Source organism: Lactobacillus panisapium, assembly GCF_019469265.1.
Classification (GTDB): domain Bacteria; phylum Bacillota; class Bacilli; order Lactobacillales; family Lactobacillaceae; genus Lactobacillus; species Lactobacillus panisapium.
This window is the reverse complement of record NZ_CP048268.1, coordinates 186,340-211,707: the sequence shown is the minus strand read 5'-3', so window position 1 is coordinate 211,707 and position 25,368 is coordinate 186,340. Positions and strand designations below refer to the sequence as shown.

Below are 25,368 nucleotides of genomic sequence, written 5' to 3'. Positions count from 1 at the left end.
GCTTTTCTTTACTTATCAGTTATTAAGGTACCAGCGTTTTGAGAAATATTTGGTAAATTAGAAATTGATGTAATTATTGCCTTTCTATCTGGATGATCCATAACAAATAAAATTGCGGCTTGAATCTTGGGTAACATACTTCCCTTCGCAAATTGTCCTTGTTTTATATATTCTTCGGCTTCAGCAACCGTTATATGATTCAAAGCTTTTTGATTTTCTTGACCAAAATTGATATAAACACTATCTACAGCTGTTAAAATTATTAAATTATCAGCTGAAATCCCCTCTGCAACTTTCTCAGAACCAAAATCTTTATCAATAACAGCTTCTACACCTTTTATTTGATTGCCTTCTACAATAACAGGTATACCTCCACCACCTGCTACAACCGGCACAATACCAGCATTTACAGTATCTTTAATAATATCTCTTTCGACTATTTTTATTGGTTTAGGAGAAGGTACTACTTTTCTATATCCACGACCAGCATCTTCTATAAACATATCATTACTATTTTTTTGTAATTCAATTACTTCTTTTTTGGTATAAAAGGGGCCTATCGGCTTACTTGGAGACCTGAAAGATGGATCATTTTTATCAACTTCAGATTGGGTAATAACCGTAAGAGATTTGATATTTTGACCAAGATCTTTAGAAGCATTATCTAGCCCTTGTTGAATCCAATAACCAATGCTACCCTCTGTCATTGCCCCACAGGTATCAAGTCTAAAAGCAGGATTTTTCTTAGAATTAGCGGCATTCTGTTGCAACAACAAATTACCCACTTGCGGACCATTACCGTGACAAATTGCCACTTTATTTCCAGCCTTTATATATTCAACAATATATCTTGCTGCCCTATTAACCGTTTCTTTTTGCCCAATATCGGTTGGATCTTTCTCTAGAATTGCATTCCCACCTAGGGCGATTACACTAGTAGCCATTATACAGCTGTTTCTCCCTTCTTTGAGTCAGTTGCCAGTACAGCAAATACAATCAAGCCAATTATTAATAGACCACAGCCTAAATAAAAACCGATTTCCATTTGTCCAGTCACATCTGCTAGCCAGCCAGTGATATAAGGTGCCAAAATGGAACCTGACATACCAATAAAGTTATAAGCACTTAATGTTGTTGATAAAGAACCTGATGGAGCTTTCTTTGTAACATAGGCTACAATAATAGGATCAATTGCCAGCTTACCGGTTAGCCCATATAAAATAAGTACTGCTATTAGCAAAACTTTATTGGAAACAAAAGCAATCGCAAATACTGAAATAATTGATAACGGTACTAGAAGGTAGATCCATTTTTTTGTACTACCAGTTTTATCGGCTAATTTAGCAAATACTAGAGCACCCGGTATGGAAGCCCAGGGCACTAACGAAGAAATAAATCCTACACTGCCACCTTCGAATCCCCTATTGGAAATTAAAAACGATGGTAGCCAAGTAATAATTACAAAATTGGCATAAATACTACAAAAGCAAAGAACAAATGCCGCAACCAAATTTTTATTGGTGAAAATCTTTTTAAGAGAAACCTTTTCTTTTGGCTGATTCTCTGATACTTTTTCAGCCTTTTTAGGTCTATAAACTTTCTCCTTTAAACATGTATAAAATAAAACTGCCAAGATAGCTGTTGGGACAGCTACTACAAAGAAAGGAACTTTCCAACTTTGATGATTTTGTAATACTAAATAGCTTGAAAGCAGGTATCCACCAGAAGTACCAAAAGCCATACCTGAGTTGATGATTGCAGTACCAAGAGTTAACTTATCTTCTGGAATAGCTTCTGAAGACAGCGCATATTGTGGACCATAATAGGAAGCTTGACCAACACCAGCAAGAGCTCTAATTATCAGAAATAAAGTAAAACTAGCTGCAATTCCTGATAACCAACTCATCACAGCTAAAACAAGAAACCCAATAGTAATCACCAATTTTCTTCCATACTTGTCACCTAGCGCCCCAAATGGTACTTGGAAGACAGCATAGGTCAAAAAGAATATGCTATTGGCTAATCCCAGCTGAGTATTATTTAAACCAAACTGTTTGCCAACGATTCCCATAATTGGATTAAAAATGGTACGCGTTCCATACATTAATATCCAACCTAAGAAGAATATAATGACGACTCTTATCCAATAGTTTTTAGAAACCTTTACGGCTTCTTCGTCATTTTTCATTATTCGCTCCTTTCATAGACTCAGGAGTATTTAAACTAGCTAAAATACCCAGTTCAATCCCATAACTCAAATCATTACCCGAAGTATGGCCAATATTAAGAATGGAATTTAGCTCACGGTCTATATTTTTTAAATCATGATTTTTCAAGGATTCATATAATTGATAAACTTTGGAATTAACGTATCCTTGTGTTGCACAAATTAGATAAGCTTTACTCACATCAGTAGTAAGACTCAGATTACTAATTATTTGTTCAATAAAGTTTGATAAATAATTAGTTGCTTTGCCAACTAATAATAGTATGAAAATGTAACCACAAAGGATATCATCACCGCTTGGCGTTAATCCCTTTCCTCTGCCAAGTAACCAAGTAACAACTTGCTCAATATTAAGATTCTTAAATGTAGTCATTTCCTCAGTAAAAGTTTTGAACAAACTATTGTTGGGTAGCCCTATTCTTTGATCTAATTTTTTTCTTTCCAGGATTTTCAGGACTTTTTTTAATTCAGCTTTTGGAAACTGACTAAACGCATTAATTTTTAAGTCAACTATATTTGAATCTACTAAACTAATCTTTTTAATCCCATCTTTGGTATAGAAGTAGAGATAATCATTTGAAAATTTAACTATTTCGTTTTTTCCCACACTATGAATAATTGATTGCAAAATGTTTTCAGGAATGTTCATCCCAAAGCAGGACAAGTAATTCTCAAAACAGCCAATATTTACTAAGTGATAACCAATTTGAATATTAATAGAGTGGGTGAATATTGAATGTATTTTGCCTATTTTGCCAAATTTAGTAATGGGATTAATGTAACTACTAATTTGAACAACATGAGAATTAATCAACTTCGATACCTAAGGTCTTAGCATAGGCTTCCAAAGCCTTTTCAAAGCAGGCTATTGGCGCTTTAACAGTACCAGCACCAATCTGACCAACACCTGGTTTTTTATGTGCAATACCTGTGTTAATAATTGGCTCAATGCCAGTTTCTACTACTTTTCTAATATCAATGCCCAAGTTCGTGCCTTTAAAGTCCCAAGTTGGAATCGACCAATTTGGATTGTGAGTAGTATTAATCTTCTCCATGGAATTGGAAATTCTTAATGCATCTTCAAAACCGCCTGCACCAACAAATCTTGTTACACCAGGAGCTGCTACCATGGCCATACCGCCTACACCAACAGTTTCTGTAATTGAAGAATCGCCAATGTCGGGATTAGCGTCATCCTCTGAAAAGCCTGCAAAATAAAGGCCCTTAGGAGTATTTACAGGTGCTTTAAACCATTGGTCTCCCATACCAGCAATACGGATACCAAAATCACGTCCATTTCTAGCCATTGCAGTTACGATAGTACCTTTTTGATACTTTCTTGCAGCATCAGCAATTGACTTGCCAGTAGCCATCATAATGTTGAGGAAGAATTGATCAGTATCTGCTAAAAATTTAATTACATCGTATCTGTCTTTCTCACTAATATCTAGTTCACTAATTAGTGGCGCTATTGAACATAAGAAGTTTGCTGAAGCGGCAATATTTCTTTGATGGAACTCATCTCCCATTGTAATAGAACGTGCTATTAAGACATTTAAGTTAAGGCCATCCTCAGTTTTCTTTAAAGCTTTTGATAAGACTGGACCGAGTACATCCCTCATCCAAACTAGCCGATCAATAACTTCTTGAGAGTATGCTCCAAATCTCAAAACCTTACCTATACCTTCATTCAAGGTGCAATAAGCTCTCGTATTGTCTAATCTGTTTTCAACAATGACAACAGGCATATTTCCTGATGTAATTCCACCCATTGGTCCGACGGCATGAACAGAATGACAAGGCATTAAACTTATTTCTCCATTTTCCAATAACTTTCGTGCCTCAATCTCATCTTTTGCCCAGCCCTCAAATATTGCTGCACCAACACATGAGCCCTGCATAGGTCCTGTCATTTCTGTATATGTAATTGGCGGTCCTGCATGCAACAATGTCTTGTGCTCAGTATTCAGTTCAGGAATAACAGTCTTAGCAGGAACTACATCAGTCAGAAACGGTTTCGCATCCTTAAATCTTTGAATTACCTTTTCATTGTCTGCGTCAATCTTGTCATCATACTTTTCTAGTGCATCTAATAACTTAATCATCCGCTTATTACCATTAGCGCGTGGCTTCCAATTGAATTGAACAGTTTTTCCACCATATTTAATAATCGAATCGGTAAAACTATTAATACCAATATTAATTACTCGTGGTTTTGTAGCTAATAATTCCTTTACTTCGTTGCTAACTGTTGGTAATGCAATTTTCTTCCCTGTATATGGAATATTTGTTTTATCTGGCTCAGAAATTTGAATTCCTTTTAACTTTAATGCTAGTTGAACAGCCTTTGCATTGCTCTTCTCAACTAAAACGCCATGTTCTTTTAAGCGCTCAACTGTTTCATCATAATTTTGCGGATCTTTATTCGTTCCTACAACAGTGGCAACAAAGTATAATGGTCTGCCAGCTTTTTCAGCCTTATCAATTTCTTCATCAATTACTGGAATTAAAGCACCAGCCATATCATCGCTTGCGCCATATCCCAACACTACATCAAGTAAAATGACCCCAGTATGTGGATCCTGACAATATTCGCGCATTTTATTAATCCGAACCTCTGGATCAATCATTGGGTGTGGCTTTCCTTGGGTATAAACATCATCTCCTAAATCAATGACATCATATCCCTCAGTTTTTAGAATATATCCTTTTTCCTTTGTTAAGTGCCCTAAGTCAAGTGCTTCAGAAATCAGCATGCCGGCTTCATTAGCCAAAGTTCCACCTGAATAGAGTCCCTTAATAGTTTTATCGTCTGCTAGTGTTTTAACATTAGCTGGTAGTTCAACTTTTTCAAAATAATTCTTTTTAACTTCTTTACCAGCTGCCAAATCAACAGCAATCTTAGCCGTTTCTTCTAATGTATGAGCTAAATAAACATTACCTTCATAATGAGTAGGTCGCTCACCTAAAAAGTCAGCAACAACGGGCTTATCACAGCTTTCAAGAATCTGCATAACTTCATCTCTAACCTTTTTTGCAGGTGGTTTAGAAATGACACAAATCACATCCGTTGGCTCATGATCTTCTAAAGCCGCAATTGCATCTTTAACCGTAATTGCATCTACCTCATTACTTAAATCACGTCCACCGGTACCTATGGCATGAATAACACCATTGCCCAATCTGTCAATAATGGTCGTTACTTCTTGAATTCCAGTTCCTGAAGCACCAACAATGCCAATATTTCCGGGTGAGACAACATTAGTAAACGCCAATGGAATACTTGAAATAACACCCGTGCCACAATCAGGTCCCATCATTAGTAAGCCTTTTTTATGGGCTAATTTCTTTAATTTAACTTCATCTTCGATTGAAACATTATCCGTAAATGAGAACACATTTAAATTATGTTTCAAAGCCTTTTCCATTTCTGGAGCTCCGTATTCTCCAGGTATGCTAAATAAAGCCAAATTCGCATCTGGCAATGCCTTTAATGCATCATCCCAATTATCAACCGCCACTGTGTCTTCATCAGATTCAGTCTTTTTAGTAGAAAGATCTTCCAGGAATGACTGAACAGTTGGTAAAACTTTATCCATAACCTCATTGTCATCACTTCTAACAACTACCATTAAATCATTGGGTGATGCAGTTTTAGCCTTCTCAGTTAACAAGCCAGTATTAGCCAAAATATCCTTATTCGCTTCAGTACCCATCATGATCTGGCTCATTTCTACATCGGCCAGCTCGTTAATCTTATTCGTCAATAGCATAAGATTAATTGAATCCTGATAGTTATCCTTTAAGATTACTGTCTTAAGCATTTTTCATACCTCCAATTTGTTAATTTTTTTACAATTTAAATTGTATGATTGTATAGAAGCGCTTACAATGGATAAAAAGTAAATCTATTTGGAAGATTTTTAGCCAAATGGACAAAGGAAAATAATTTAAGGAGATTTAATATGAAACTATACGATCTGCTAGAATTACCAATTTTCAAAGAAAGCAAAATTTTAACACCAAAATTGGAAAGAAATACTGAAATTAAGTCTGTAATGGTTTTAGAGGCTTTAGATATTGAAAAATGGTCACGCAAAAATCAAATCATTTTGACCTCTTTTTATGCATTAAAGCAATTATCGCCCGATGAGATGAATACTTTTTTTGAAAAGATGGTACGGATCGGGATTAGTGGAATTATCGTGAAAGTTGATCGACTGATTAAACAAGTACCAAATTGGTTTATAGACCTTTGCTATCAAAATAAAATTCCGTTAATCAAAGTGGGTACGGAGTTAAATTATGAACAAATAATATTAGCTATCTATCAGCCAATTTTAAATAATCAATCGTTAGTCTTGGAGAACTACTATAAAACAAGACAAAGATTAATACCTTTAGCTGATAGTCTAGCTTCTTACCAAGTTTTAGTAGCCGAATTTAATAATATAACTCACTATCCTTGCTCGTTATATTTAGCTTCAAACTCAACCTCTTATAAAAGCAAAGATATGCCTGAAAAAATGGTAATTAAGGAAAGGAGTCCCTATACAGAAGAAGATTCTGAATTTGTGAAAAACAAATATTTTTTGTACACTCTTGAATCTTTGGCTACAAATCAAATATATAACGCCACAAGAATTGAGTTTTCAACGAATAATGTTAATCAACGTAATTCACTCTTAGTAATTCATAAAACTCAAAAATTAAGTGAATCAGAGACAATGATTTTCGAAAATTTCATTGATATTATTCAGAATAAATTACAAACGGAATATGCTTTAAAGCAAAAAGAGTACGCCCACTTAAATAATATTGCAGATGCGATTTTGCAATACCCACTTTTGGATGAAAGAGAGCTTGATACACTGCTAGATGAAGTAAATTTAAATCATTACAAGTATTATCAAGCTTGTGCTTTTTTTACTACTAATTTGAGTAAAATGGATCTTTATAATATTCGAGCAATACTTCAAGGACTTAAGCGCTACAGCATTTACTCAGAACACCACGACTATATGATCATTCTTTTTAATATTGAAAGTCACTCTGATCAGTTAGATTCTGCACTAATAAAAAAGAAGTTGTCTAAGTATTTTCAAAAGCGTTCAAGTCTTTCAATTGTAATTAGCTTTATTAAGACAAAAAATAACTTGCAAACCATTTTAGATGAATGCTTGCAGGCCTTGAGTTTTAACGCAAAAATTTTTATTAATTATGTTTTCTCAATTGAAAGACTAGGTATATTTAGATATTTCTTGTCAATCAAAGACCCTAGCACTTTAAATAAATTCATCCCTCAAAATTTAATAGATTTGAAAAAAGATAATTATGATTTATTTAAAACGCTAAAAATATTTTTTGACACAAATAAAAATTACAAAAAAGCTGCTGAACTATTATTTGTACACGAAAAAACCGTCCGCTACAGGATTAAAAAGATTCAAGGTTTATTAGATCTTGATCTTGAAAACCAAACTGAACTAATCAATTATCAAATCTCAACTTATTTACTTAGTATGGAGAAAAATAATGAAACATAATATGCAAAAATTATCCAATTCAATGCAATGTACTTTATGGTACCCTAGCACCCCAACATCAACTATCTTAATTTACTTTCATGGTGGCGGATTAATATATGGCACACGTAATGACTTACCCTCTGCTTTAACTAATATTTTCCTAAAAAAACAGATAGAAGTTATTGCACTAGATTATCCACTAGCTCCAAACTCTTCTTTAAGTAAAATTTTAGAAACAACTTTCCAGTCATTTAAAGAGCTATATAAAAAAGTAATCGAACCACATAATTTTAATTACATATTATGTGGCCGCTCTGCTGGAGGTTTTATTATGTTTTGGTTGGCCAATCAGATTCTCAAATTAAGCCAAATAAAAAAGCCTACCAAAATTATCAATTTCTATGGTTACTATGACTTGAAAGACGCTAATCGAGCAAAAAAATTATCGACTACGACTATTTCAAAAGAGCTTATACAATCAATAGATACAAAAAAATTTATTCATGATGATTCTGCTTTATCTCGCTATCTTTTATATTTATATCTTGCTGAACAAGGTGATTTGTTAAAAGCTTATGACGTTAACGAAAATGAAGTAAGCAAATATTCAATTACCATAGACGAATTAAAAAATTTCCCTCCTATTTTTTCCGCTGCAAGTACAACAGATAAAGAGGTACCCTTTAGCTACAGTAAGTCATTAAAACAACTTTCCCAATATAACGTTTTTTATCCACTTTATTATTTAGATCACGATTTTCTAAAAGAAATTAATAACCCACAAGTACAAAAAGTATTAAAAAGTCTTGCAAATTGGATTTAGTGCTTAAATATGCTAATCAAGCTTGATATTAAGATGCTTTAGGTAAGATAGCAAAAAAATCAATTAGCTAAATAGTGTGAATACTAAAAAACAAAATATCATAAGCTATCCGATGCAGCTTTGTTGTTCAATCACCTCATACAATAACATTTACTCATTTTCATAGCTGTAAATTATTTTTAACAAAAAATACATGATCTAGATAAAACATCTAAATCATGTACTACAAAACAATTATTATTATCAAACTTTAATACATTTTAATTATCGTGTTCTTGGTGCCACTTTTTAATCTGCTGCAGACGCTTTTTGAAACGATCCTCATGCCCCTGCTCAGTTGGCAAATAGTACTCGTGCCCCTCTAAATTAGGCGGCATGGTCTTCATCGTTGTCAGTTTATCTTGGGTCTGATGAGCGTATTCATAGCCCTTACCGTAATCCAAGTCCTTCATCAACTTAGTTGGCGCATTGCGAATTTGGAGCGGAACCGGCTCATCAATTGTTTTTTTAACGTCTTTTTCGGCCGCAAGTCGTGCCTTGTAAACAGCATTGGATTTTGGTGCTAGCGACAGATAAATCACGGCTTCCGTTAAATGAACATCACACTCCGGCATCCCTAGGAACTGACAGGCTTGAAAAACATTGATTGCCACGTTGAGTGCGTTGGTGTCAGCGAGTCCAATATCTTCACTAGCAAAACGCACGAGCCGCCGCGCAATGTAGAGCGGATCTTCCCCGCCATCTAGCATGCGCGACAGCCAATAAATTGCGGCGTTGACATCGCTGTTACGCATCGACTTATGCAAAGCGGAAATAATGTTGTAGTGTTCTTCACCATTTTTATCATATAAAACCGACTTCTGCGTAATCAGCTGCTTTAAACTAGCCATTGTCACGCTAATCGTGTCACCATTTTTTACACCATTCAAAACAGCCATTTCCAAGGTGTTAAGCGCAGTCCGTGCGTCGCCATTCGCAAACTTAGCAATTGCCTTAATCTCTTGCTCGTCAATGTTAACTTTAACCTTACCAAAACCATTAGGGTTATTAATGGCATTTTTGAGCAATTTAATAATGTCGGTAACTTCAAGTGCCTTTAAAACAAAAACTTTGCAACGTGACAGCAAGGCTGAATTAACTTCAAAGGAAGGATTCTCGGTGGTTGCGCCAATTAAAGTAATACTGCCACGCTCAACATACGGCAAAAAAGCATCCTGCTGCGCCTTGTTAAAGCGATGAATTTCGTCAATGAAAACTAACGTCTTCTGTCCTAACTGGCTTTCTTCTTCGGCTTGCTTCATAATTTTGCGAATTTTCGCAATACTGCTATCAACGGCACTAAAACTGTAAAAACCTGCCTGACTTTGCCGCGCAATAATCTCAGCCAGAGTAGTCTTACCCACTCCAGGTGGGCCCCAAAAAATCATGGAGGAAACCTGATCATGATCAATCATTTCCCGCAAAATCTTACCCGGGCCGAGCAATTGCTCTTGACCAACGAATTCAGTTAAATTTTGCGGCCTGACCCGATTCGCTAGTGGCTCACTAGCTGCATTATTTGCAAATAATGATTCTTGTTTCATAGCTCTATCTTCTCTACTAATTGTAACCAGTTACCTTCATTATACATGGCAGTAGTAGTTTTGCTAACAAAAGATCATTACGAATTTTTTTACATAAAAAAGCCCGCATAAGATGCAAGCTAATCTTTTACTCAATTATTTTCAGTTATCTTTTTTAAAAAGTAAATGAACACCGCCGTCAGTTAGCTTTTTTACCATGTCGATTTTGAAGCGGTCATCGATGCGCGCAGCCGTTTCAAAAGCCGCCTTAATCTCTTTGTCCCCATTAACATAGGGCGAGATCACAAGCGAAATTTCATCAACGACATGTTGCTCCAAAAAGACGCCATTAATTCTGGCTCCACCACAAACAGCCAGTGTTTCAATGCCAAAATGCTGCTTTAACTTGACCAGTACTTCCGCTAAATTAAAGTTCTCATCACCAGAAATAATGTAGGGAATATTGAGTGACCGTAAAAAAGCAAGATATTCTTTTTTAGCCTGCCGTGTAACCACCTCAATTGCGTGCATGCGGTGTTGATTATACAAGAAATAATTTTGATTCCAGCCACATTTACCCTTGCGGTCAAACGCAACTGACCAAGTGTCTGACTTAATGTCAGGTAACCAATCCTGATCGTCAATACCTTCAGGACTGTATTTCGTCAAGTCAATTGTGTCTGGTGCAGCGTACATTTGGATTGTGCGCCGGCCGTTACCGTCAGCGTTACTTAAAACAAATAATTCATCACTATAATATTGACCGGATTCAGGACTCTCGGTCTTCCCGTCAATTTTGCCATCAATTGTCACATACATGTGAACAATGACTTTTGCTCTTTGCATCTTTTTGCCTCCTTATTTATTCAGAGCTTAGCACTTCAAGTATTCTTTAAGTCAAGCAGATATTTTTGCCGAGTTATACAGATCCTGCCTTTTTTATTTTGAACACTGACCGACAAGCTTAATGCGCTATAATACTATATAAAGTAACAATTATGAGGTGAAATGATGAAATTAATCAAAAAAATTTGCATTGGACTGACAGCTTCCGTCCTAGCACTCAGTCCGCTTCTATCTAGCTCGAACAACATGCAGACCGTTCAAGCCTCCAAGAAAAGTACGAATAGCAAAAAAAGAATCTTTTTAATTTACGACGCATACGTTTACAACAAGTTGGGACATAAAATCAAGGGAAATACGACCAAAAGCTTCCCTTATATTGAACTTGACCCTAATAACTACATGCGCATTTTGTCATTTAATGACAACATTTTTTATAATCACGGTACAAAGAAAATTCACGGCCAAACATATTATAATATCGGCCACGGACATTATTTAAATGCTGGCGATGTGTATAAAGCAAACGGTAAAGACACTAAGAAGGGCAAACTGGTGTTAAATCACCAGTCGACTGTTTATACCAAAAATGGGAAAAAGACAGGACAAGCTTTAGCTAAAAAAGCAGTCGTTAAATACCGCGGAAAAGTCAAGATTGCCAAGTCCAATTTTGCGCCAAAATATTATTATCTCAATCGCTCAAGAAAAACCTGTTACCTGCCAACTACAGACATCAAAGGTAAACAATATTACTCAATCGGGCGTAATCGCTATATTAGAGCTTATAATGTCGGAAGCATTAACGGTTGTTATGCAGTTTACAGGGGAACTACATATGCAAAAATGCTGACTAAGACGACAACTACCATGGTTTCTGGGGTAAAAACGAAGCATAAATTGAAAAAAGGGCAAAAAGTCAAAGTAGATTTAATGGTAATTCCACCATATGACGACTTTGAGGGATATTACTTACGGCTTCATGATTATCCTAATGAATTTATTAACGAATATGACGTTAACTTAAGAAATTACCTGCCCAACATTGACTATCACGATGCTGCGTTTACTTATGTTAAACCGGTAACCAGTGAGAATATTAAACTTTATAATTTTGCTGGTCAGCGAATTGCGCGCAACATCGAGAATAAGCAAAAAGAAATTACCGTTGATGGGCTATTTTATTTATGGCTTCCTGAAGAAAAGAAAGCCGAGCCATTTTACCACTATTTAGACTTTGATTCTGGCTTCATTAACAACGACGGAAGTGTGCCAACCTTAACTTTAGTTGACCCTCAAACAAACAAAGAAAAAATTGATACGGAAGAATTAGTTCTTGAAAAAAACAGTTTTATTAGAGCTAGCGACGTCAACTACACCCACGGAATTAAGTTAAAGCCCGTGATTACTGCTAAACAAGCTAAACTTGACCAGAACATCGCCACTAATGCTGATAAAAAGAAACTACAAACTCTATTTTTAGAAGGACAAAAAAACGAAAACAGGTCAGTTCAAATTAATTATCGGCTACGAAGCTATAGTGCTGCTATCATTATCGCGTCTAAAGTCTTGCAATCTAATTCGGCTACGATTGCACAGGTAAAAGAAGCAGTCTGGCTATTGGAAACAACTAAGCTGCAACTAACTGCTTTCGCTTTCCCAGAAAGCGACTAATAAGGACAAAACAGGATTATCCCACAATTAATGAGGACTAATCCTGTTTTATTTTTTGTAAAGTTATTTGATTTTAAGCCATTTTGGTATGACCGGCTTTTTGCCGTTATACATTACGTAGGTCTCTTTAGGACACTTTTTAGCAGAACGACTATACAGTTTTAGCAATTGTTTTTCAGTATACTTTTTACCTTTAGGAGCTAGGATAGTCCCTTTGCCAACAGCACGAATATGTTTATAGCCATGTCCAATGCCTGAATCTCTAGCTAAACGATAATGCCCCAGTTTGACAGCTAGACCTTTTGGATTGCCAGCATTTTGCAATATTCGACTATTATTTTTGTTAAAACCGCTCAAATCAACGCTAGCAAGTTGATAATCACCGGCAAACATGCGAATTGCACCAAAAGAAATTGAATTCAATAAACGCCAGCCGTGAAAATTAACATTAACCAGCTTTGGACAGTTCATAAACATTTCATCTAAATGCCTGACTTTTCGTGTGTTCCACTTATGCAGATCGACCGTTTTCAAATTAGCAGCACCTTTGAACATGCCGAAGACATTAGTTAAACGCTTGGTTTTAAAGTGACTCAAATCAATTTTTACCAAGCCTGTATTGCTAAACATTTGGCTCATATTCCCGACCTGATTGGTATTCCATCCCATTAAATTCAGATCCGTTAGAGCCGTATCCCCTGAAAACATACTACTCATGTCAGTTACTCTCTTGGTCTTAAAATGACTAAGATCCAAACTGTTAATCTGTGGTAGATTCGCAAACATGCCGGCAAAAGATGTTACTTTGCTGGTATCAAAATGGCCAATGTCAAAATCAAGCAGGCCTTGGCAACCATTAAACATTCGGCTCATATTAGTCACATTTTTAGTATCAAAGCCGCTTAAATTCAGTTTTGTTAACGCAGCATCATCTGAAAACATTTCACTCATGTTGGTGACACTGCTCGTATTCAAATTACCCAAATCTAAACTGGTTATGCCCATTTTGCTAAACATACCGTTCATTGCGGTCACTTTACTGGTATCAAAGTTAGACAAATCCAGATCTTTTAATCCACTTCCTGCAAACATAGAAGCCATATTGGTAACATTCTTAGTGTTAAAACTGCTTAAGTCTAAACTGGCAGTATTTAACCCTTTAAACATACTAGCCATATCAGTCACTTTGCTAGTATTAAAATGAGACAGGTTCAACTGTTTTACCTTGCTACCTGAAAACATCTCACTCATATTAGTGACACTGCTCGTGTTCAGGCCACTTAAATCCAGATTATCGGTATCAACTCCACTAAGCATGTCACTCATATTGGTTACTTTACCAGTATTGAAGCTCGACAAGTCAAGCTTTTCTGCTTTACAAGAAGCAAACATGTGACTCATGTCAGTCACGTTGCTAGTGTCAAAGTTTGAGAAATCAATTTGTTTAGCCTTGCATGCCCTGAACATACCGCTCATTGTGGTCACATTTTTGGTAGTTAACTTGGACAGGTTTAGCCTTTCGGTATCCAAATTGCTGAACATGTCAGACATGTTAGTTACTTTTTGGGTGTTTAAGCCTGCTAAGTCTAGGTTGGTAATTTTTGCACCTAAAAACATGCCGCTCATATTAGTCACGTTTTCAGTTTTAAACCCGTGAAGGTCAAGTTTTGCCAGATTAGTTTGCGAAAACATTCTACTCATGTTAGTCACACTACTAGTATTAAAATGACTTAAGTCTAGCCCAGTCAACGCACCATCCCCCATGAACAACTCTGACATATTGGTTACGTCGCTTGTATCAACTAAATCCAATCCCCTGAAATCTTCCAAGCTACTTAGCCCAAGAAATTTTTTGCTTGAATTAGCTGGAAGCTTCACCGGCGAGCTAAAGACAATGTGTCTAATATTTTGATGCCAGGCGAGTGCTTGATAAAGCGGTTGGGACGACATACTATTACCCTCTTTAGTTGCACTGATGGTTAATGTCCAAGTACCAACATCATAGCTCCATTCACAGTCGCCGTCCTTACCTGTCCAGTAGCCCAAATTGTTCATAGTATCCCTTGTATCAGCCAAAACTTTGGTGGTAGGTTGAACAGTGAGTGCTACTGCACTGATTAAGCAGGATAAACTAAGTATTGCAACGATTCTTGCAGTTATCTTTTTATTTTTTGTAAACAAATGCTGTTTCATTTCATGACCTCTTTTCTCTTATTTTTATTATAAGCTGTTTTCGCGCTTAAATCGGCACCAGATAATAAGTCAGCATATTTTATTACGATTTTTTATCTTTTTACAGATAGCAGGGTCTTCAGATGTTATATTAAAAGCTTAGCATTTGAGCTATAATACTAAGTAAAGTAATGATTTGCGAGGTGAAAGAAGCCATGTGGTACCTCAAGACAACCAAGATCCAACTGACTTCAATGAATTTTCCGCAAAAAGATTAAGGGCATTAAAAAAACAGGATTGATTCATGCACTAACATGAACTAATCCTGTTTTTGTTTTACAAAATTATTTAATTGATAATCCTTTAGGAAAATATGGCTTTTTACCGTTATACATTACGTAAACTCCCATTGGACTCTTTTTGGCTGAATGATTATAAAGTTTAAGCAGTCGCTTTTCAGTATATTTTTTACCTTTTGGCTTTCTAACAGTGCCCTTACCAACTGCCTGAATATGCTTAAAACCATGACCAACGCCAGAGCTCTTGCGCAGACGGTAATGGCCCAGCTTAACGGCAAAGCCCTCTGGATTACCAGCTTGTTTCAATATTTGGCTATTATGAATATTAAAATGACTCAAATCAACAAGAGCAAGTTTGTGGTCATTGTAAAACATTAGAGTTGAATCTTCTAATTCAGCCATGTGCCAGCCGTGTAGATTAACATAAGTAAGCTCAGGACAGTTCATAAACATTCTAGCAGTAGCTACAGTCTTTCGCGTATTCCACCCGCGCAGGTCAACTTTCTGCAGTTTTGCATCGTTTCTAAACATATCATTCATGCTTTTAACGCTTTTAGTATTTAATGATCTTAGATCAACGTTAACTAAACTTTTGTCGTTTCTAAACATGCCTCCCATATCTTTTAGGTTCTTTGAATTCCATCCTTTTAAGTTAACTTCCTCTAGAGTGGTATCACCCTTGAACATATTAAAAGTACGTATTACTTTTCGGACATCAAAGTGACTAACATCAATCTTTTTAACTTCTTTAATATTTTCAAACATTCCCACCATATAGATTACGCTGCCAGTATCAAGCTTACTTAGGTCTACTTGGTCTAGATGTGTAAACCCCGAAAACATGTAAGACATATCTTTTACACTACGGGTATTCAAATTACCTAAATCAAAATCTGTCAGAGCGATTGCATTGTAAAACATATTCGAAGTATCTTTTAAGCTGCTCGTATCCCAGCCGGCAGTGTTTACCTTAGTTAAAGCTTTTGAATTAGCAAACATATAGCTCATAGTAGTGACATTTTTGGTATCGAAATTACTTAAATCAAGGTTAGTCACATTTTTTAGTTCTTCAAACATACCATTCATCTTGGTTACGTTGCGTGTATCAAAATTGCTTACATCTAGACTAGCAAAGCTATTATTTCTAAACATGCCGTTCATATCGGTAACCTTTTTAGTATTAAAGTTTTTCAGATCAAGCTGGGCCAACTTCGTATAACTAAACATGCTTGCCATATTGGTAACACTACTTGTATCAAAATTACTCAAGTCGAGCTGTTCTATTGCAGTAGAATAGAACATTTTTGACATATCAGTAACCTTGGTGGTATTAAAATTCTTCAAATCAAGCTGCTTAACTTTAGAATCTTCAAACATACCACTCATATCGGTCACTTTGCCAGTGTCAAAATGACTGACATCAAGACTAGTCAAATTCGGGTCATCAGCAAAAAGCCGTACCATGCTAGTTACCTCACTGGTATCCACCTGGTTTAAGCCCTTAATATCTTGCAGACTTCTTAAATCTGCAAATTTTGAACTTGAATCAGAAGCCAGACTAACCGGGGTTTCAAAGACAATGTGCTCAATAATGTCAGACCAGTTAAATTCCTTTTTAAAAGGCGTACTTGACAGCTGACTTGTTTTTGCGGGGGCACTAATTGTGAGCGTTTTGGTGACTAGGTCAAATTTCCAATCACAGTCACCGTCTTTACCCGTCCATAAACCACTATCGGCTGAAGAATTAGTTTCATTACTTAGTGACGTGCCAGCTGGCGTATCGGCTTTAGTCGTCGCCGTGAAGCCAGTCAGGCACAGCAAGCAGAGCAAGAGTGCAGTAACTGCAATTTTGCTTTTTTTCAATTTATTCATGCTATTCGATTTCATAACATAACCTCTCTTCTCATACCTTCATTATAGACCGGCTTGCTGGTTAAATTGGTTAAAAGATGAAATTTACAAGAAGAAAAAAGACCGATTTTTTAAATAGCTTTATGTTGAACTCAGATTTATATATATAGTTATAAAAAAGTGATCTATAATAGATTTGATTATGAGGTTTAAGATCATTTACGAGGTTAAAAATGAAATTAACAAAAAAGATTAGAATTGGGCTAACAGCAACAGTATTAGCAATCACTCCATTATCGACAGTTTTAGCTCAAGTACAACCAGTTTTGGCTGCTAAGAAGAGCGTTAAAAAAGCAAAAGGAACAGTTCAACTGCTAGAAGATGACTACGTTTATAACCAATTTGGTAATAAAATCAAAATTAAGCAAGACCCAACTTCAAAGGCCTATTTGATACCTGCAGACTTTAGGGTCGACAAAAAAGGCTTTGCCATGACAGATGTTAACAGCGTGAGGGATACTGGAGAAAATTATGGTACCTATCCTTATTATGGCACTAAGAAAATTAATGGTCGTACTTATTATCAGCTTGCCAACAACTATTATCTTGATGCAGCCGTCGTTATAAATCAAAATGGCAAAAACACAAAGAAAAACAAACTGATTTTAAATCACAATTCGTTTGTTTATAACAAAAATGGTCATGCCACAGGCAAAAAACTATTTAAAAAAGATATTGTGAGCTACCAAGGCAAAATTAAATCTGCAACTGAAGCTCCAACATACTTTTTTTATGAAGATGATTCCGCACGACATTTAAAAATTGAATACTTGCCAACAGCCAAAATAAAAGGTAAAAACTTTTATTCATTGGGTCAAGGTCACTATATTAAAGCTGCTAATGTCGGCTATATTGATGGTCATGCGCAACGGTATAACGGCGTTGCCACCGCAACAGTGTTAACTAAGTCATCAACAACTACAGTCAACTATTCTTCTATTAAACGTACTCTTAAAAAGGGTCAGAAAATCAAAGTTGATCTAGCTGTGATTCCATATGCCAATGATGGTTTTGAAGGATATATTTTTAGACTACACGACCATCCAGATGAATATATTGATCAAAATAATGTTTCTTTAAAGGTAAACTTGCCAATCGTAAATTATGAAGATTTAACTTACACCTTTGTTCAGCCACTTTCTGGTGACACCGTCCAGCTTTACGATACTACTGGCAAATCAATCGGTAAAAGCATTAAAAAGCAAAAGTACAGGGACCTCACGGTTGATGGTCTAATGTATCTTTGGATACCCGAGGAAAAGAAGGCCGAGTTATTTTATCACTGCCTAAATTATGAAAATTCCAGCGTTATCGATGCTAATAATTCAGCGACAACAAATTCTAGTCCCGCTCACCCTGTTGAAAAGCAAAAATTAAATTATGGCAACAACTTTATCAAGGCAAGTGATGTCAAATATATTAGCGGTATTAAATTAAACCCAATAAATACCGCTGCTCAGGCTGAAAGTGATCAAAAAACTGCCTCAGAAACTGATAAACAGGAACTGGCTAAACTAATCGATCAAGAAAAAGATAGAAAAATAAATAGTGCATACACAAACTTAAAAGCAAACTATGACAGTGCATTAACAAACGCTATTCTTATTCAAAAATCTGATAAAGTAACTGTTGCCGAAGTAAAGGAAGCTGTTTGGTATCTTAAAACAGCAATCACGCAACTCACTACAATGTCTTATCCACTTGGTGACTAATTGATTTATTGAAAATCAAAATATTAATAGTGCTAGTGCTGTGACAAGAAAGTGTGCATTATGATCACAGTGCAATTGCGTGGCTTTTAAAAGCAACTAGCATAGTTAAGAAATCAATAGCAAAAACTATTGATTTTTTGTTTCCCATAGAAATTAAACGTATTTCTCCTATCTTTATTCAAATTATAGTGGTAAGATTATGAAAATTATTAAGGTGGCAAGAGCGGCTTTTGAAACCCTCAATGTAACTTGCACTAATAATATCACTATTCCTAACGTAGGCAGTCACGGATATGTAGTTCTACTTCTTCTAAACATTTATCAACGTCCGCTGTTGTTTTTTAGCTTACTGCTGCATTTCAAATAGAAAGAGCTGACTAAGAATGGATGAGGTCAATCGAGATAACCTAATTTTGCTTTTAAAACAGGGCATTAAAGATCTATATGAGTACAAATGTGAAAAGTCAATAAATGGCGCATTGTATATAGCAGTCTATTCTTTTGACGGCTTTCTGGATATGGTAAATATACTTGGCGCTATAGGTGCATATTTTAATGTTGATAAGAGAGAAAGTTTTGACGGCGTCCACGAATATGAATATGGCTTTACTATCAATGACTGCAAAGAAGATTTGAACAAATATGTCTATAAGCCAAATCAGCGGCGTTAAAGCAGTTTAATTGAAGAGAATATGAAAAAAAATTATTATAAAATCAGTACTTATATCCTTGGCTTGTTACTTGTAATTACGCTATTTTTTCTGTTTGATGCAACGAAAAATCCACCGAGTATTATTGGAGCTTTTTCTAATAATACAGCTCTGTCAGATAACGTAAACATTGGTTTCGCGGTAAAGCGAGCAAATGGCTATCGACTCTATTTTCAGGGTAAGGAGTTCGATCACGGAATTTATAAAAAATCCAGTGATAATGCATATGTATTGGAACCTAAAAATGGTGCTAATGGTGCAATTATAATTACAAACAAGAAATCATATTTGTACTACCCTAAACTAAAAGAAAAGATAATAGTTGTTCAGCAAACTACTGCGATAAAGTAGGCGGCAAAAAAGGTGATAATTTGGGAATAGATTCCTGATGAAAGTTATGCTCGTTTAAGCCGAAAAAGTTTAACAGAAAGATTAATAAAAGCCGTAACAAATCATATTTGGTATGGCTTTTTTCTGCTTTTCAAGTATATTTATTAACTTGATAGTTAAACAAATAGCTTAATTGTTTATTTGCGTAGTGAAAAATTAAGTGTTTTCTTTACTTTAATCACTTGCTCCAGGAAGAGTGCCTGATTTATGAACATGCCCTTTTTATTGATGGCACCAAGTTTGAAACTGAGGCCAACAAGTATTCTTTTTTGGCGGAAGGCCGTTGACCGTGACCGTTTCCAAGCTAAACTGCAGGATAAAACATTAGCACTCTAACAGGAACTAGTGGAAGAAGTGAAGAAAACAATCAGGGGCTAAACAGACTGGCTGAAAAAACGACAGTAGAAGTGGACCGATTTAGCCATCTGATTGAACGTAAACCGAAAGCAATCTCAGGCGGTTCTAAGCAGAAACAAAAGTGATGGTGCTTAAAAAGCTGCTCCATCAAATTAGGCACGACTATCAGTCGCGTACCAGAAGTACGAAGAATACCAAAAGCTTTTTCCCCAGGCTCTTTTAATTAATTCTGTGTGTTTAATCAACTTTACTAATCACAGGCGTTGAGTTTGTCACTTTGAGGTAATAAGTTATCCTAGTAATGAAGAAATGATCTAGGCGCAGCAAGAAGCTGACATCAATCACATTGCTCAATCAATTGTTGTTGAAAACACACCTAGCCAAGATCGCGCCTTTGAATTGCTCACCTCTTTGCACAAAATAAAGATGCAAAAAGGCAAGAAAAAGTAGCTTGTAAAAAAACAAAAATAGCAACCACGGTGGATTCTTAATCCGCAAGCAAATTTAAATAATATCTTCTTTTTTATTCTCAAGCATTAATTTCCAGCCTGTCATAAAGTGCTGCTCACGCAAAGAACGCAAGTCCTTATAATCGCTTTCCAGACTATCAATTGCGTCTTGTAATTTTTTATTTTGTTTACGCATTTGATTTAGTTCCGGATCATTAACCACACCCTTGAGGTGCATAGTAGCTGCTAACTCACGGCGCTTTTGGTCGAACTCGCCTTTAAGCGTGGCCAGCGCATTTTCATACTTAACCAATTTTTGGTTAATTTTAGGAATTTGATCATTTAACTGAACAAACAATTCATAGGGCATGTTGGATTTAATGCGATTGCATTCTTGGCAAGATAAGATTAAGTTGTCAAAATCGTTATTATGCGATAACGATACTGGGTCCTTATGATCGACACTGCGACCACGCCGACCGCAGTATTGACAGCGATAATGATACTTAGCCCGAATACGCTCACGATCAATGTAATCAACTTCATTTAGTTTAAAATCAACTTTTAGACCAAGTTTTTGCAAGTTTTCGGCAAAAGTTAGTTCCATACTAGGAACAAACTCAAGGCTGCCTTTCTCACTGTCAATTACGGCTTGATTAAAGTCTGGTCGTGGCAATTGCTGCTGAGCTAAGTCGTTGCCATCATAATCTTGGATAAAAGCTTCGTAGCGTTTGCGGTTTTCTTTTTTAGTAACGAAAAAAGGTGCAGATTGAACATTGTCATCGCTTAGGCCAATAAAAGTATAGAGTAAGCCCTGCGCAAAAATATTAACGGCAACATTGGCAAAATCGGCTGGTTGTTCTCCACGTTGAATACAGAGATCGCAAATACTGGTTAATTGCGGATTAACTAGTCCTTCTTGTTTAAAATGTCTGGAATTTATCCGTAATCCGCATGCACTGCACTGAAATTTCACTTAAAACAGCTCCTTTTGCCCTTAACTCATGTTTATGTTAATTTTACTCAAATTTAGATAATAAAAAAAGACGGATCACTTACATGATCTGTCTTTTTAATTCTTTACTAGCAGATTATTTGTTTTCGTCTGCTTTGGCCTTGTTCAAGAAAGCAACAACTGCTGCTACGTGAGCAACGCGCTTTTTACCGTTTTTCTTGTTCTTAGGTCTTTGGTTTGGTTCACAACCAGTGTTGTAATTTTCACCTTTACGCATAGTACTATACTTCCTTTCAGATTTTCGAAAATCTTATTCAGTTTAACACGTCAGACATAATGAGGCAAGGGTTGGCTTAAGACGTTCCTGTTTTAAGTCTATTTTTGCAAAACAAGTATAAATATTTTTGATTAAAAAGAAAGAAGACAATCCACCAAGAATGTCTTCCCAAATCTTTTAACTAAAATTATTATAAACTATTTATTGATCTGATGGCTTGTATTCATTTATTGTCATTGCGCCGTCAATAACACCACTATCATCTGACAAGCTCATTGCTGCATTTTTCACATCAACAACTAGGTCATTGCCAAGATATTGCATTTCAGCAGGACTAGTGTAAATCTTAAGACCAGCATTGTTTTCAACTTCAATTGAGAAATCAGGATCCTGTTTATCCAAAATTACAAATTGGAAACGTGAGCCAGCAGCACAAGAACCGCCAACATCTGAGTATTTGTTTGAACCATCATTCAAAGATAGCAAAACAATTTGACCGTCTTCAACTTGGTTTTTTACTTTATCTGCAGCAGCAGATTTAATATTAACATTAACTGTTTCTGAATTACTCATAATAAAAATTCCTCCTAATCAATGCCTGTTTCCTCAAGTATAGGGTGGAACAAGTTCAGAAGTCAAAAGTTATGTTTATTGGCCCCTTTTATCCGCTATTTATTTTATGGTTTTTTTTCTATCCAAATATTTATATTGCGTATACAGGAAAAAAAGCTCAAAATGGATATAGCAACTATAGATGATTGTAACTTGTGAAAGGGGACATTTTATGACCGTCTTAAAAAAGATCTTTAGTGATAAAATTCTGCAAATTACCGTTGTGGTGACGGTAATCAGTCTTTTCTTTGCTAGACCTCGGCCGGCGGATATTAACTTACACACAATCTTTTCTGTCGCCGCGATGTTAATTATTATTCAAATTTATGCTTACCTGCATGTTCTCGATGTACTAGCTTACAAATTAACTAGTATTGCCGATAACATGCGCAAGCTCAATATCCTGTTTACGCTACTGGCGATCATTTCTGGGATGTTTTTGGGTAATGACATAACAGCGCTTACATTAATTCCCTTGTACTTAAACATTGCTAAAAGATGCGATTTACCGCAAATTCTACCAGTTACCTTAATCGGAATGGGAGCCAACATCGGAGCCGCATTTACTCCGTGGGGTAACCCACATAACATTTTTCTTGTTAGCAAATATTCCGTCACTGCACTAGAATTTTTCTCATGGTCACTGCCATACTTGCTTGCAGCTGTCGCGATTACTTTCATCATTTTTCACTTTATCCCACAGAAAAAAATTCCCGTTCAGGATATCAAACAGATTAATATCAGCGTACGCCCAACTGTGATTACTACCGCAGTTTTTGCTTTATTCTTTTTGGGTGTTTTCAAAGTTATTAACGTTGCAATCCCAATGATTGTAGCAGCTATCTTAGCTTTAATAATTAATCCGCGCATTTTGTTAAAAATCGACTACGCCTTGCTGCTAACCTTTACTTGCTTCTTTATCTTTATTAGCGATATCCAGCAGATCCCAATGATTGTTACCCTGATTCACACCATGGTTAACTCTGAGACATCTACCTACTTTACTTCTATTATCTCTAGTCAAATCATTAGCAACGTTCCAGCAACTATTTTAGTCGGCAAGTTTACTACATTTGCCAAAGCCCTCTTTTTGGGATCAAATATCGGTGGCTTCGGTTCACCAATTGGTTCTATGGCCAATATGCTTGTTTTAAAAACTTTTACTCAAAATGCAACTGTTTCCCGCAGTGAATTTTTCAAAAAATGGCTATTAATGCAATACGCCGGTTTAATCATCTTGACACTAATTGGCTGGGCATTGATACTACTATAAAACTTAATAATTATTAAAGCTTTACCTGCAAATGCTGCTAAAGCTTTTTTTAATACTCAAGTTTAACTTTATCAGTTATAATTGAATAAACATAAGGAGGAAAAATTATGTCAAATTCAACTTGGTTAATAATAATTATTGCAATTATTGTTATCCTGCTCATCGCAATTTATATTGCAATCTATAACGGCTTACAAAAAGCTAAAGTTTACACTGACGAATCTTGGAGCCAGATTGATGTGCAATTAAAACGGCGCAATGATTTGATTCCTAATTTAGTTGAAACTACTAAGGGCTATGCCAAGCATGAAAGTGAAACTCTGGAAAGAGTTGTTCAATTGCGGAACCAGTTGACTGCTATTCCAAGTGATGATCATGCCCAAACGCTAAAGGTTTCTAACCAAATTTCTGATACTTTGAGATCAATCTTTGCTTTATCGGAAAATTATCCTGATTTAAAAGCTAACCAGAACTTTGCTCAACTGCAGGAAGAATTAACCAACACTGAAAATAAAATTGCTTATTCACGGCAACTTTACAATTCATCTGCAGCTCTTTACGATCAAAAGTTGTTAACTTTTCCTTCCAATATCGTTGCTAATATCCACGGATTCCGCAAAGTTGATTACTTACAAACGAGTGAAGCTGAAAAAGAAGTACCTAAAGTTAAATTTTAAGCAATAGGTCAATTTTATGTTATTTCAACAAATTGCCAGCAACAAACGCAAAACTACTGGCATCTTGATTTTATTTGTCATTATTCTCGCCTTAGTTGGTGCCGGATTAGGTTTTATCTGGGGCAATCGACCTTTATTAGGGGTAATTATTGCGCTTATTTTTAGTGCGATTTACATGTTAATTGTCTTGCCTAATCCCGCTAATATGGTTATGAGTCTAAATCATGCCCAAGAAATTCATGAACAAGACAACCCCGTTTTATGGCACGTTGTTCAAGATATGGCGCTAGTCGGCAAAGTACCAATGCCACGCGTTTTTATTATCAATGATCCTAGTCCTAATGCTTTTGCAACCGGACGGGATCCAAACCATTCTGCGGTTGCTGTCACCCAGGGCTTACTTGACATGATGAATCGCGAGGAACTTGAGGGCGTTTTAGGTCACGAAATCTCACATATTAGAAATTATGATATCTTGGTTTCCACTATTGCAGCCGTACTGGTTGGTGTCATTTCATATTTATCAGGTATTGCCAGTCGCTATATTTGGTGGATTGATGATGATCGCGACAGTGACAACGATAATGGCAATACTATTGTCGTTATTTTCAAAATCGTGGCGATCATTTTTGTACTTATTTTAGGACCTATTTGTGCCAGTCTTGCTCAAATGGCTTTATCACGCAACCGTGAATATTTAGCAGATGCTTCTTCAGTTGAGTTGACCCGTAATCCTCACGGTTTGATTTCTGCTTTGACAAAAATTGACGGTTCTGACCCCATGAAAGCTGCTGATCCAAGTAGTGCTGGCATGTATATCGAAGATCCGCTACGTAAACGACATGGTCTTACCCACTTATTCGACAGTCACCCGCCTACAAGTGACCGAATTAAACGTTTAGAAAAAATGTAACTTAAAA

Annotated in this window: 21 protein-coding genes; 10 read left to right on the top strand and 11 right to left on the bottom strand. The window is 36.0% G+C overall.

The annotated features are described in order from the left end of the window. Positions 1 to 8 precede the first annotated feature (8 nt). Genes arcC through GYM71_RS00950 form a run of 4 tightly spaced genes read right to left on the bottom strand, consistent with a single transcriptional unit; the run spans position 9 to position 6,051 of the window. Complete coding sequence (gene arcC, locus GYM71_RS00965; protein ID WP_220220572.1) at positions 9 to 944, bottom strand: carbamate kinase; 936 nt, start codon at positions 942 to 944, stop codon at positions 9 to 11. Next, positions 944 to 2,188, bottom strand: coding sequence for an MFS transporter (locus GYM71_RS00960; protein ID WP_220220571.1), 1,245 nt, complete (start codon positions 2,186 to 2,188; stop codon positions 944 to 946). Before GYM71_RS00960 ends, arcC begins: the two co-directional genes overlap by 1 nt. After that, entirely contained in the window at positions 2,178 to 3,041 is an 864-nt protein-coding gene (locus GYM71_RS00955; protein ID WP_220220570.1) for an oxamate carbamoyltransferase subunit AllH family protein, read from the bottom strand. Before GYM71_RS00955 ends, GYM71_RS00960 begins: the two co-directional genes overlap by 11 nt. After that, positions 3,034 to 6,051, bottom strand: a complete 3,018-nt coding sequence (locus GYM71_RS00950; RefSeq protein ID WP_220220569.1) for a bifunctional FdrA/YlbE family protein — start codon at positions 6,049 to 6,051, stop codon at positions 3,034 to 3,036. Before GYM71_RS00950 ends, GYM71_RS00955 begins: the two co-directional genes overlap by 8 nt. A gap of 141 nt (positions 6,052 to 6,192) precedes the next feature. Here GYM71_RS00950 and GYM71_RS00945 point away from each other — a divergent pair, with 141 nt between their 5' ends. Then, the gene (locus tag GYM71_RS00945) at positions 6,193 to 7,773 is read left to right on the top strand and encodes a PucR family transcriptional regulator (protein WP_220220568.1); all 1,581 of its coding nucleotides are present in this window, start codon (positions 6,193 to 6,195) and stop codon (positions 7,771 to 7,773) included. Next, the gene (locus GYM71_RS00940) at positions 7,763 to 8,578 is read left to right on the top strand and encodes an alpha/beta hydrolase (protein WP_220220567.1); all 816 of its coding nucleotides are present in this window, start codon (positions 7,763 to 7,765) and stop codon (positions 8,576 to 8,578) included. The genes GYM71_RS00945 and GYM71_RS00940 overlap by 11 nt, the downstream gene beginning before the upstream one ends. A 260-nt stretch (positions 8,579 to 8,838) precedes the next feature. Here GYM71_RS00940 and GYM71_RS00935 read toward each other — a convergent pair whose 3' ends face one another. Further along, entirely contained in the window at positions 8,839 to 10,161 is a 1,323-nt protein-coding gene (locus tag GYM71_RS00935; protein WP_220220566.1) for a replication-associated recombination protein A, read from the bottom strand. A gap of 141 nt (positions 10,162 to 10,302) precedes the next feature. After that, a complete protein-coding gene (locus GYM71_RS00930) occupies positions 10,303 to 10,986 on the bottom strand; it encodes a dihydrofolate reductase family protein (protein ID WP_220220565.1) in 684 nt (227 codons plus the stop codon). Between the two features lie 162 nt (positions 10,987 to 11,148). Between GYM71_RS00930 and GYM71_RS00925 the strand changes: the two genes are divergently transcribed. Next, entirely contained in the window at positions 11,149 to 12,654 is a 1,506-nt protein-coding gene (locus GYM71_RS00925; protein WP_220220564.1) for an SLAP domain-containing protein, read from the top strand. Between the two features lie 63 nt (positions 12,655 to 12,717). Here GYM71_RS00925 and GYM71_RS00920 read toward each other — a convergent pair whose 3' ends face one another. Continuing rightward, positions 12,718 to 14,847, bottom strand: a complete 2,130-nt coding sequence (locus GYM71_RS00920; protein WP_220220563.1) for a BspA family leucine-rich repeat surface protein — start codon at positions 14,845 to 14,847, stop codon at positions 12,718 to 12,720. Positions 14,848 to 15,170: 323 nt separating this feature from the next. Then, positions 15,171 to 17,012, bottom strand: a complete 1,842-nt coding sequence (locus GYM71_RS00915) for a BspA family leucine-rich repeat surface protein (protein ID WP_220220562.1) — start codon at positions 17,010 to 17,012, stop codon at positions 15,171 to 15,173. 197 nt (positions 17,013 to 17,209) lie between these two features. Here GYM71_RS00915 and GYM71_RS00910 point away from each other — a divergent pair, with 197 nt between their 5' ends. The 4 genes from GYM71_RS00910 (at position 17,210) to GYM71_RS10395 (ending at position 20,184) form a co-directional block, all read left to right on the top strand. Continuing rightward, positions 17,210 to 18,748 carry an SLAP domain-containing protein gene (locus tag GYM71_RS00910; RefSeq protein WP_220220561.1) on the top strand — a complete coding sequence of 513 codons (1,539 nt, stop codon included), beginning with the start codon at positions 17,210 to 17,212 and terminating at the stop codon, positions 18,746 to 18,748. A 383-nt stretch (positions 18,749 to 19,131) separates the two neighbouring features. Beyond that, entirely contained in the window at positions 19,132 to 19,419 is a 288-nt protein-coding gene (locus GYM71_RS00905) for a hypothetical protein (RefSeq protein WP_220220560.1), read from the top strand. A 21-nt stretch (positions 19,420 to 19,440) separates the two neighbouring features. Continuing rightward, positions 19,441 to 19,809 (top strand): hypothetical protein, encoded by a 369-nt coding sequence (locus GYM71_RS00900; protein ID WP_220220559.1) that lies wholly within the window; start codon positions 19,441 to 19,443, stop codon positions 19,807 to 19,809. 246 nt (positions 19,810 to 20,055) lie between these two features. Continuing rightward, positions 20,056 to 20,184 carry a hypothetical protein gene (locus GYM71_RS10395; RefSeq protein WP_258566308.1) on the top strand — a complete coding sequence of 43 codons (129 nt, stop codon included), beginning with the start codon at positions 20,056 to 20,058 and terminating at the stop codon, positions 20,182 to 20,184. A 525-nt stretch (positions 20,185 to 20,709) separates the two neighbouring features. Here GYM71_RS10395 and GYM71_RS00895 read toward each other — a convergent pair. From GYM71_RS00895 to GYM71_RS00885, 3 genes are all read right to left on the bottom strand, one after another. Further along, positions 20,710 to 21,630 (bottom strand): HNH endonuclease, encoded by a 921-nt coding sequence (locus GYM71_RS00895; protein ID WP_220220558.1) that lies wholly within the window; start codon positions 21,628 to 21,630, stop codon positions 20,710 to 20,712. Between the two features lie 115 nt (positions 21,631 to 21,745). Further along, a complete protein-coding gene (locus GYM71_RS00890) occupies positions 21,746 to 21,886 on the bottom strand; it encodes a hypothetical protein (RefSeq protein ID WP_090094091.1) in 141 nt (46 codons plus the stop codon). A 201-nt stretch (positions 21,887 to 22,087) separates the two neighbouring features. Next, positions 22,088 to 22,459: an iron-sulfur cluster biosynthesis family protein gene (locus GYM71_RS00885; protein ID WP_103752752.1), complete on the bottom strand. Its 372-nt coding sequence runs from the start codon at positions 22,457 to 22,459 to the stop codon at positions 22,088 to 22,090. Between the two features lie 211 nt (positions 22,460 to 22,670). Here GYM71_RS00885 and GYM71_RS00880 point away from each other — a divergent pair, with 211 nt between their 5' ends. From GYM71_RS00880 to htpX, 3 genes are all read left to right on the top strand, one after another. Then, complete coding sequence (locus GYM71_RS00880; protein ID WP_220220557.1) at positions 22,671 to 23,771, top strand: SLC13 family permease; 1,101 nt, start codon at positions 22,671 to 22,673, stop codon at positions 23,769 to 23,771. 107 nt (positions 23,772 to 23,878) lie between these two features. After that, positions 23,879 to 24,448, top strand: coding sequence for a LemA family protein (locus GYM71_RS00875; RefSeq protein WP_103752750.1), 570 nt, complete (start codon positions 23,879 to 23,881; stop codon positions 24,446 to 24,448). A 16-nt stretch (positions 24,449 to 24,464) separates the two neighbouring features. Next, the gene (gene htpX, locus GYM71_RS00870; RefSeq protein ID WP_220220556.1) at positions 24,465 to 25,361 is read left to right on the top strand and encodes a zinc metalloprotease HtpX; all 897 of its coding nucleotides are present in this window, start codon (positions 24,465 to 24,467) and stop codon (positions 25,359 to 25,361) included. Positions 25,362 to 25,368: the final 7 nt, after the last annotated feature.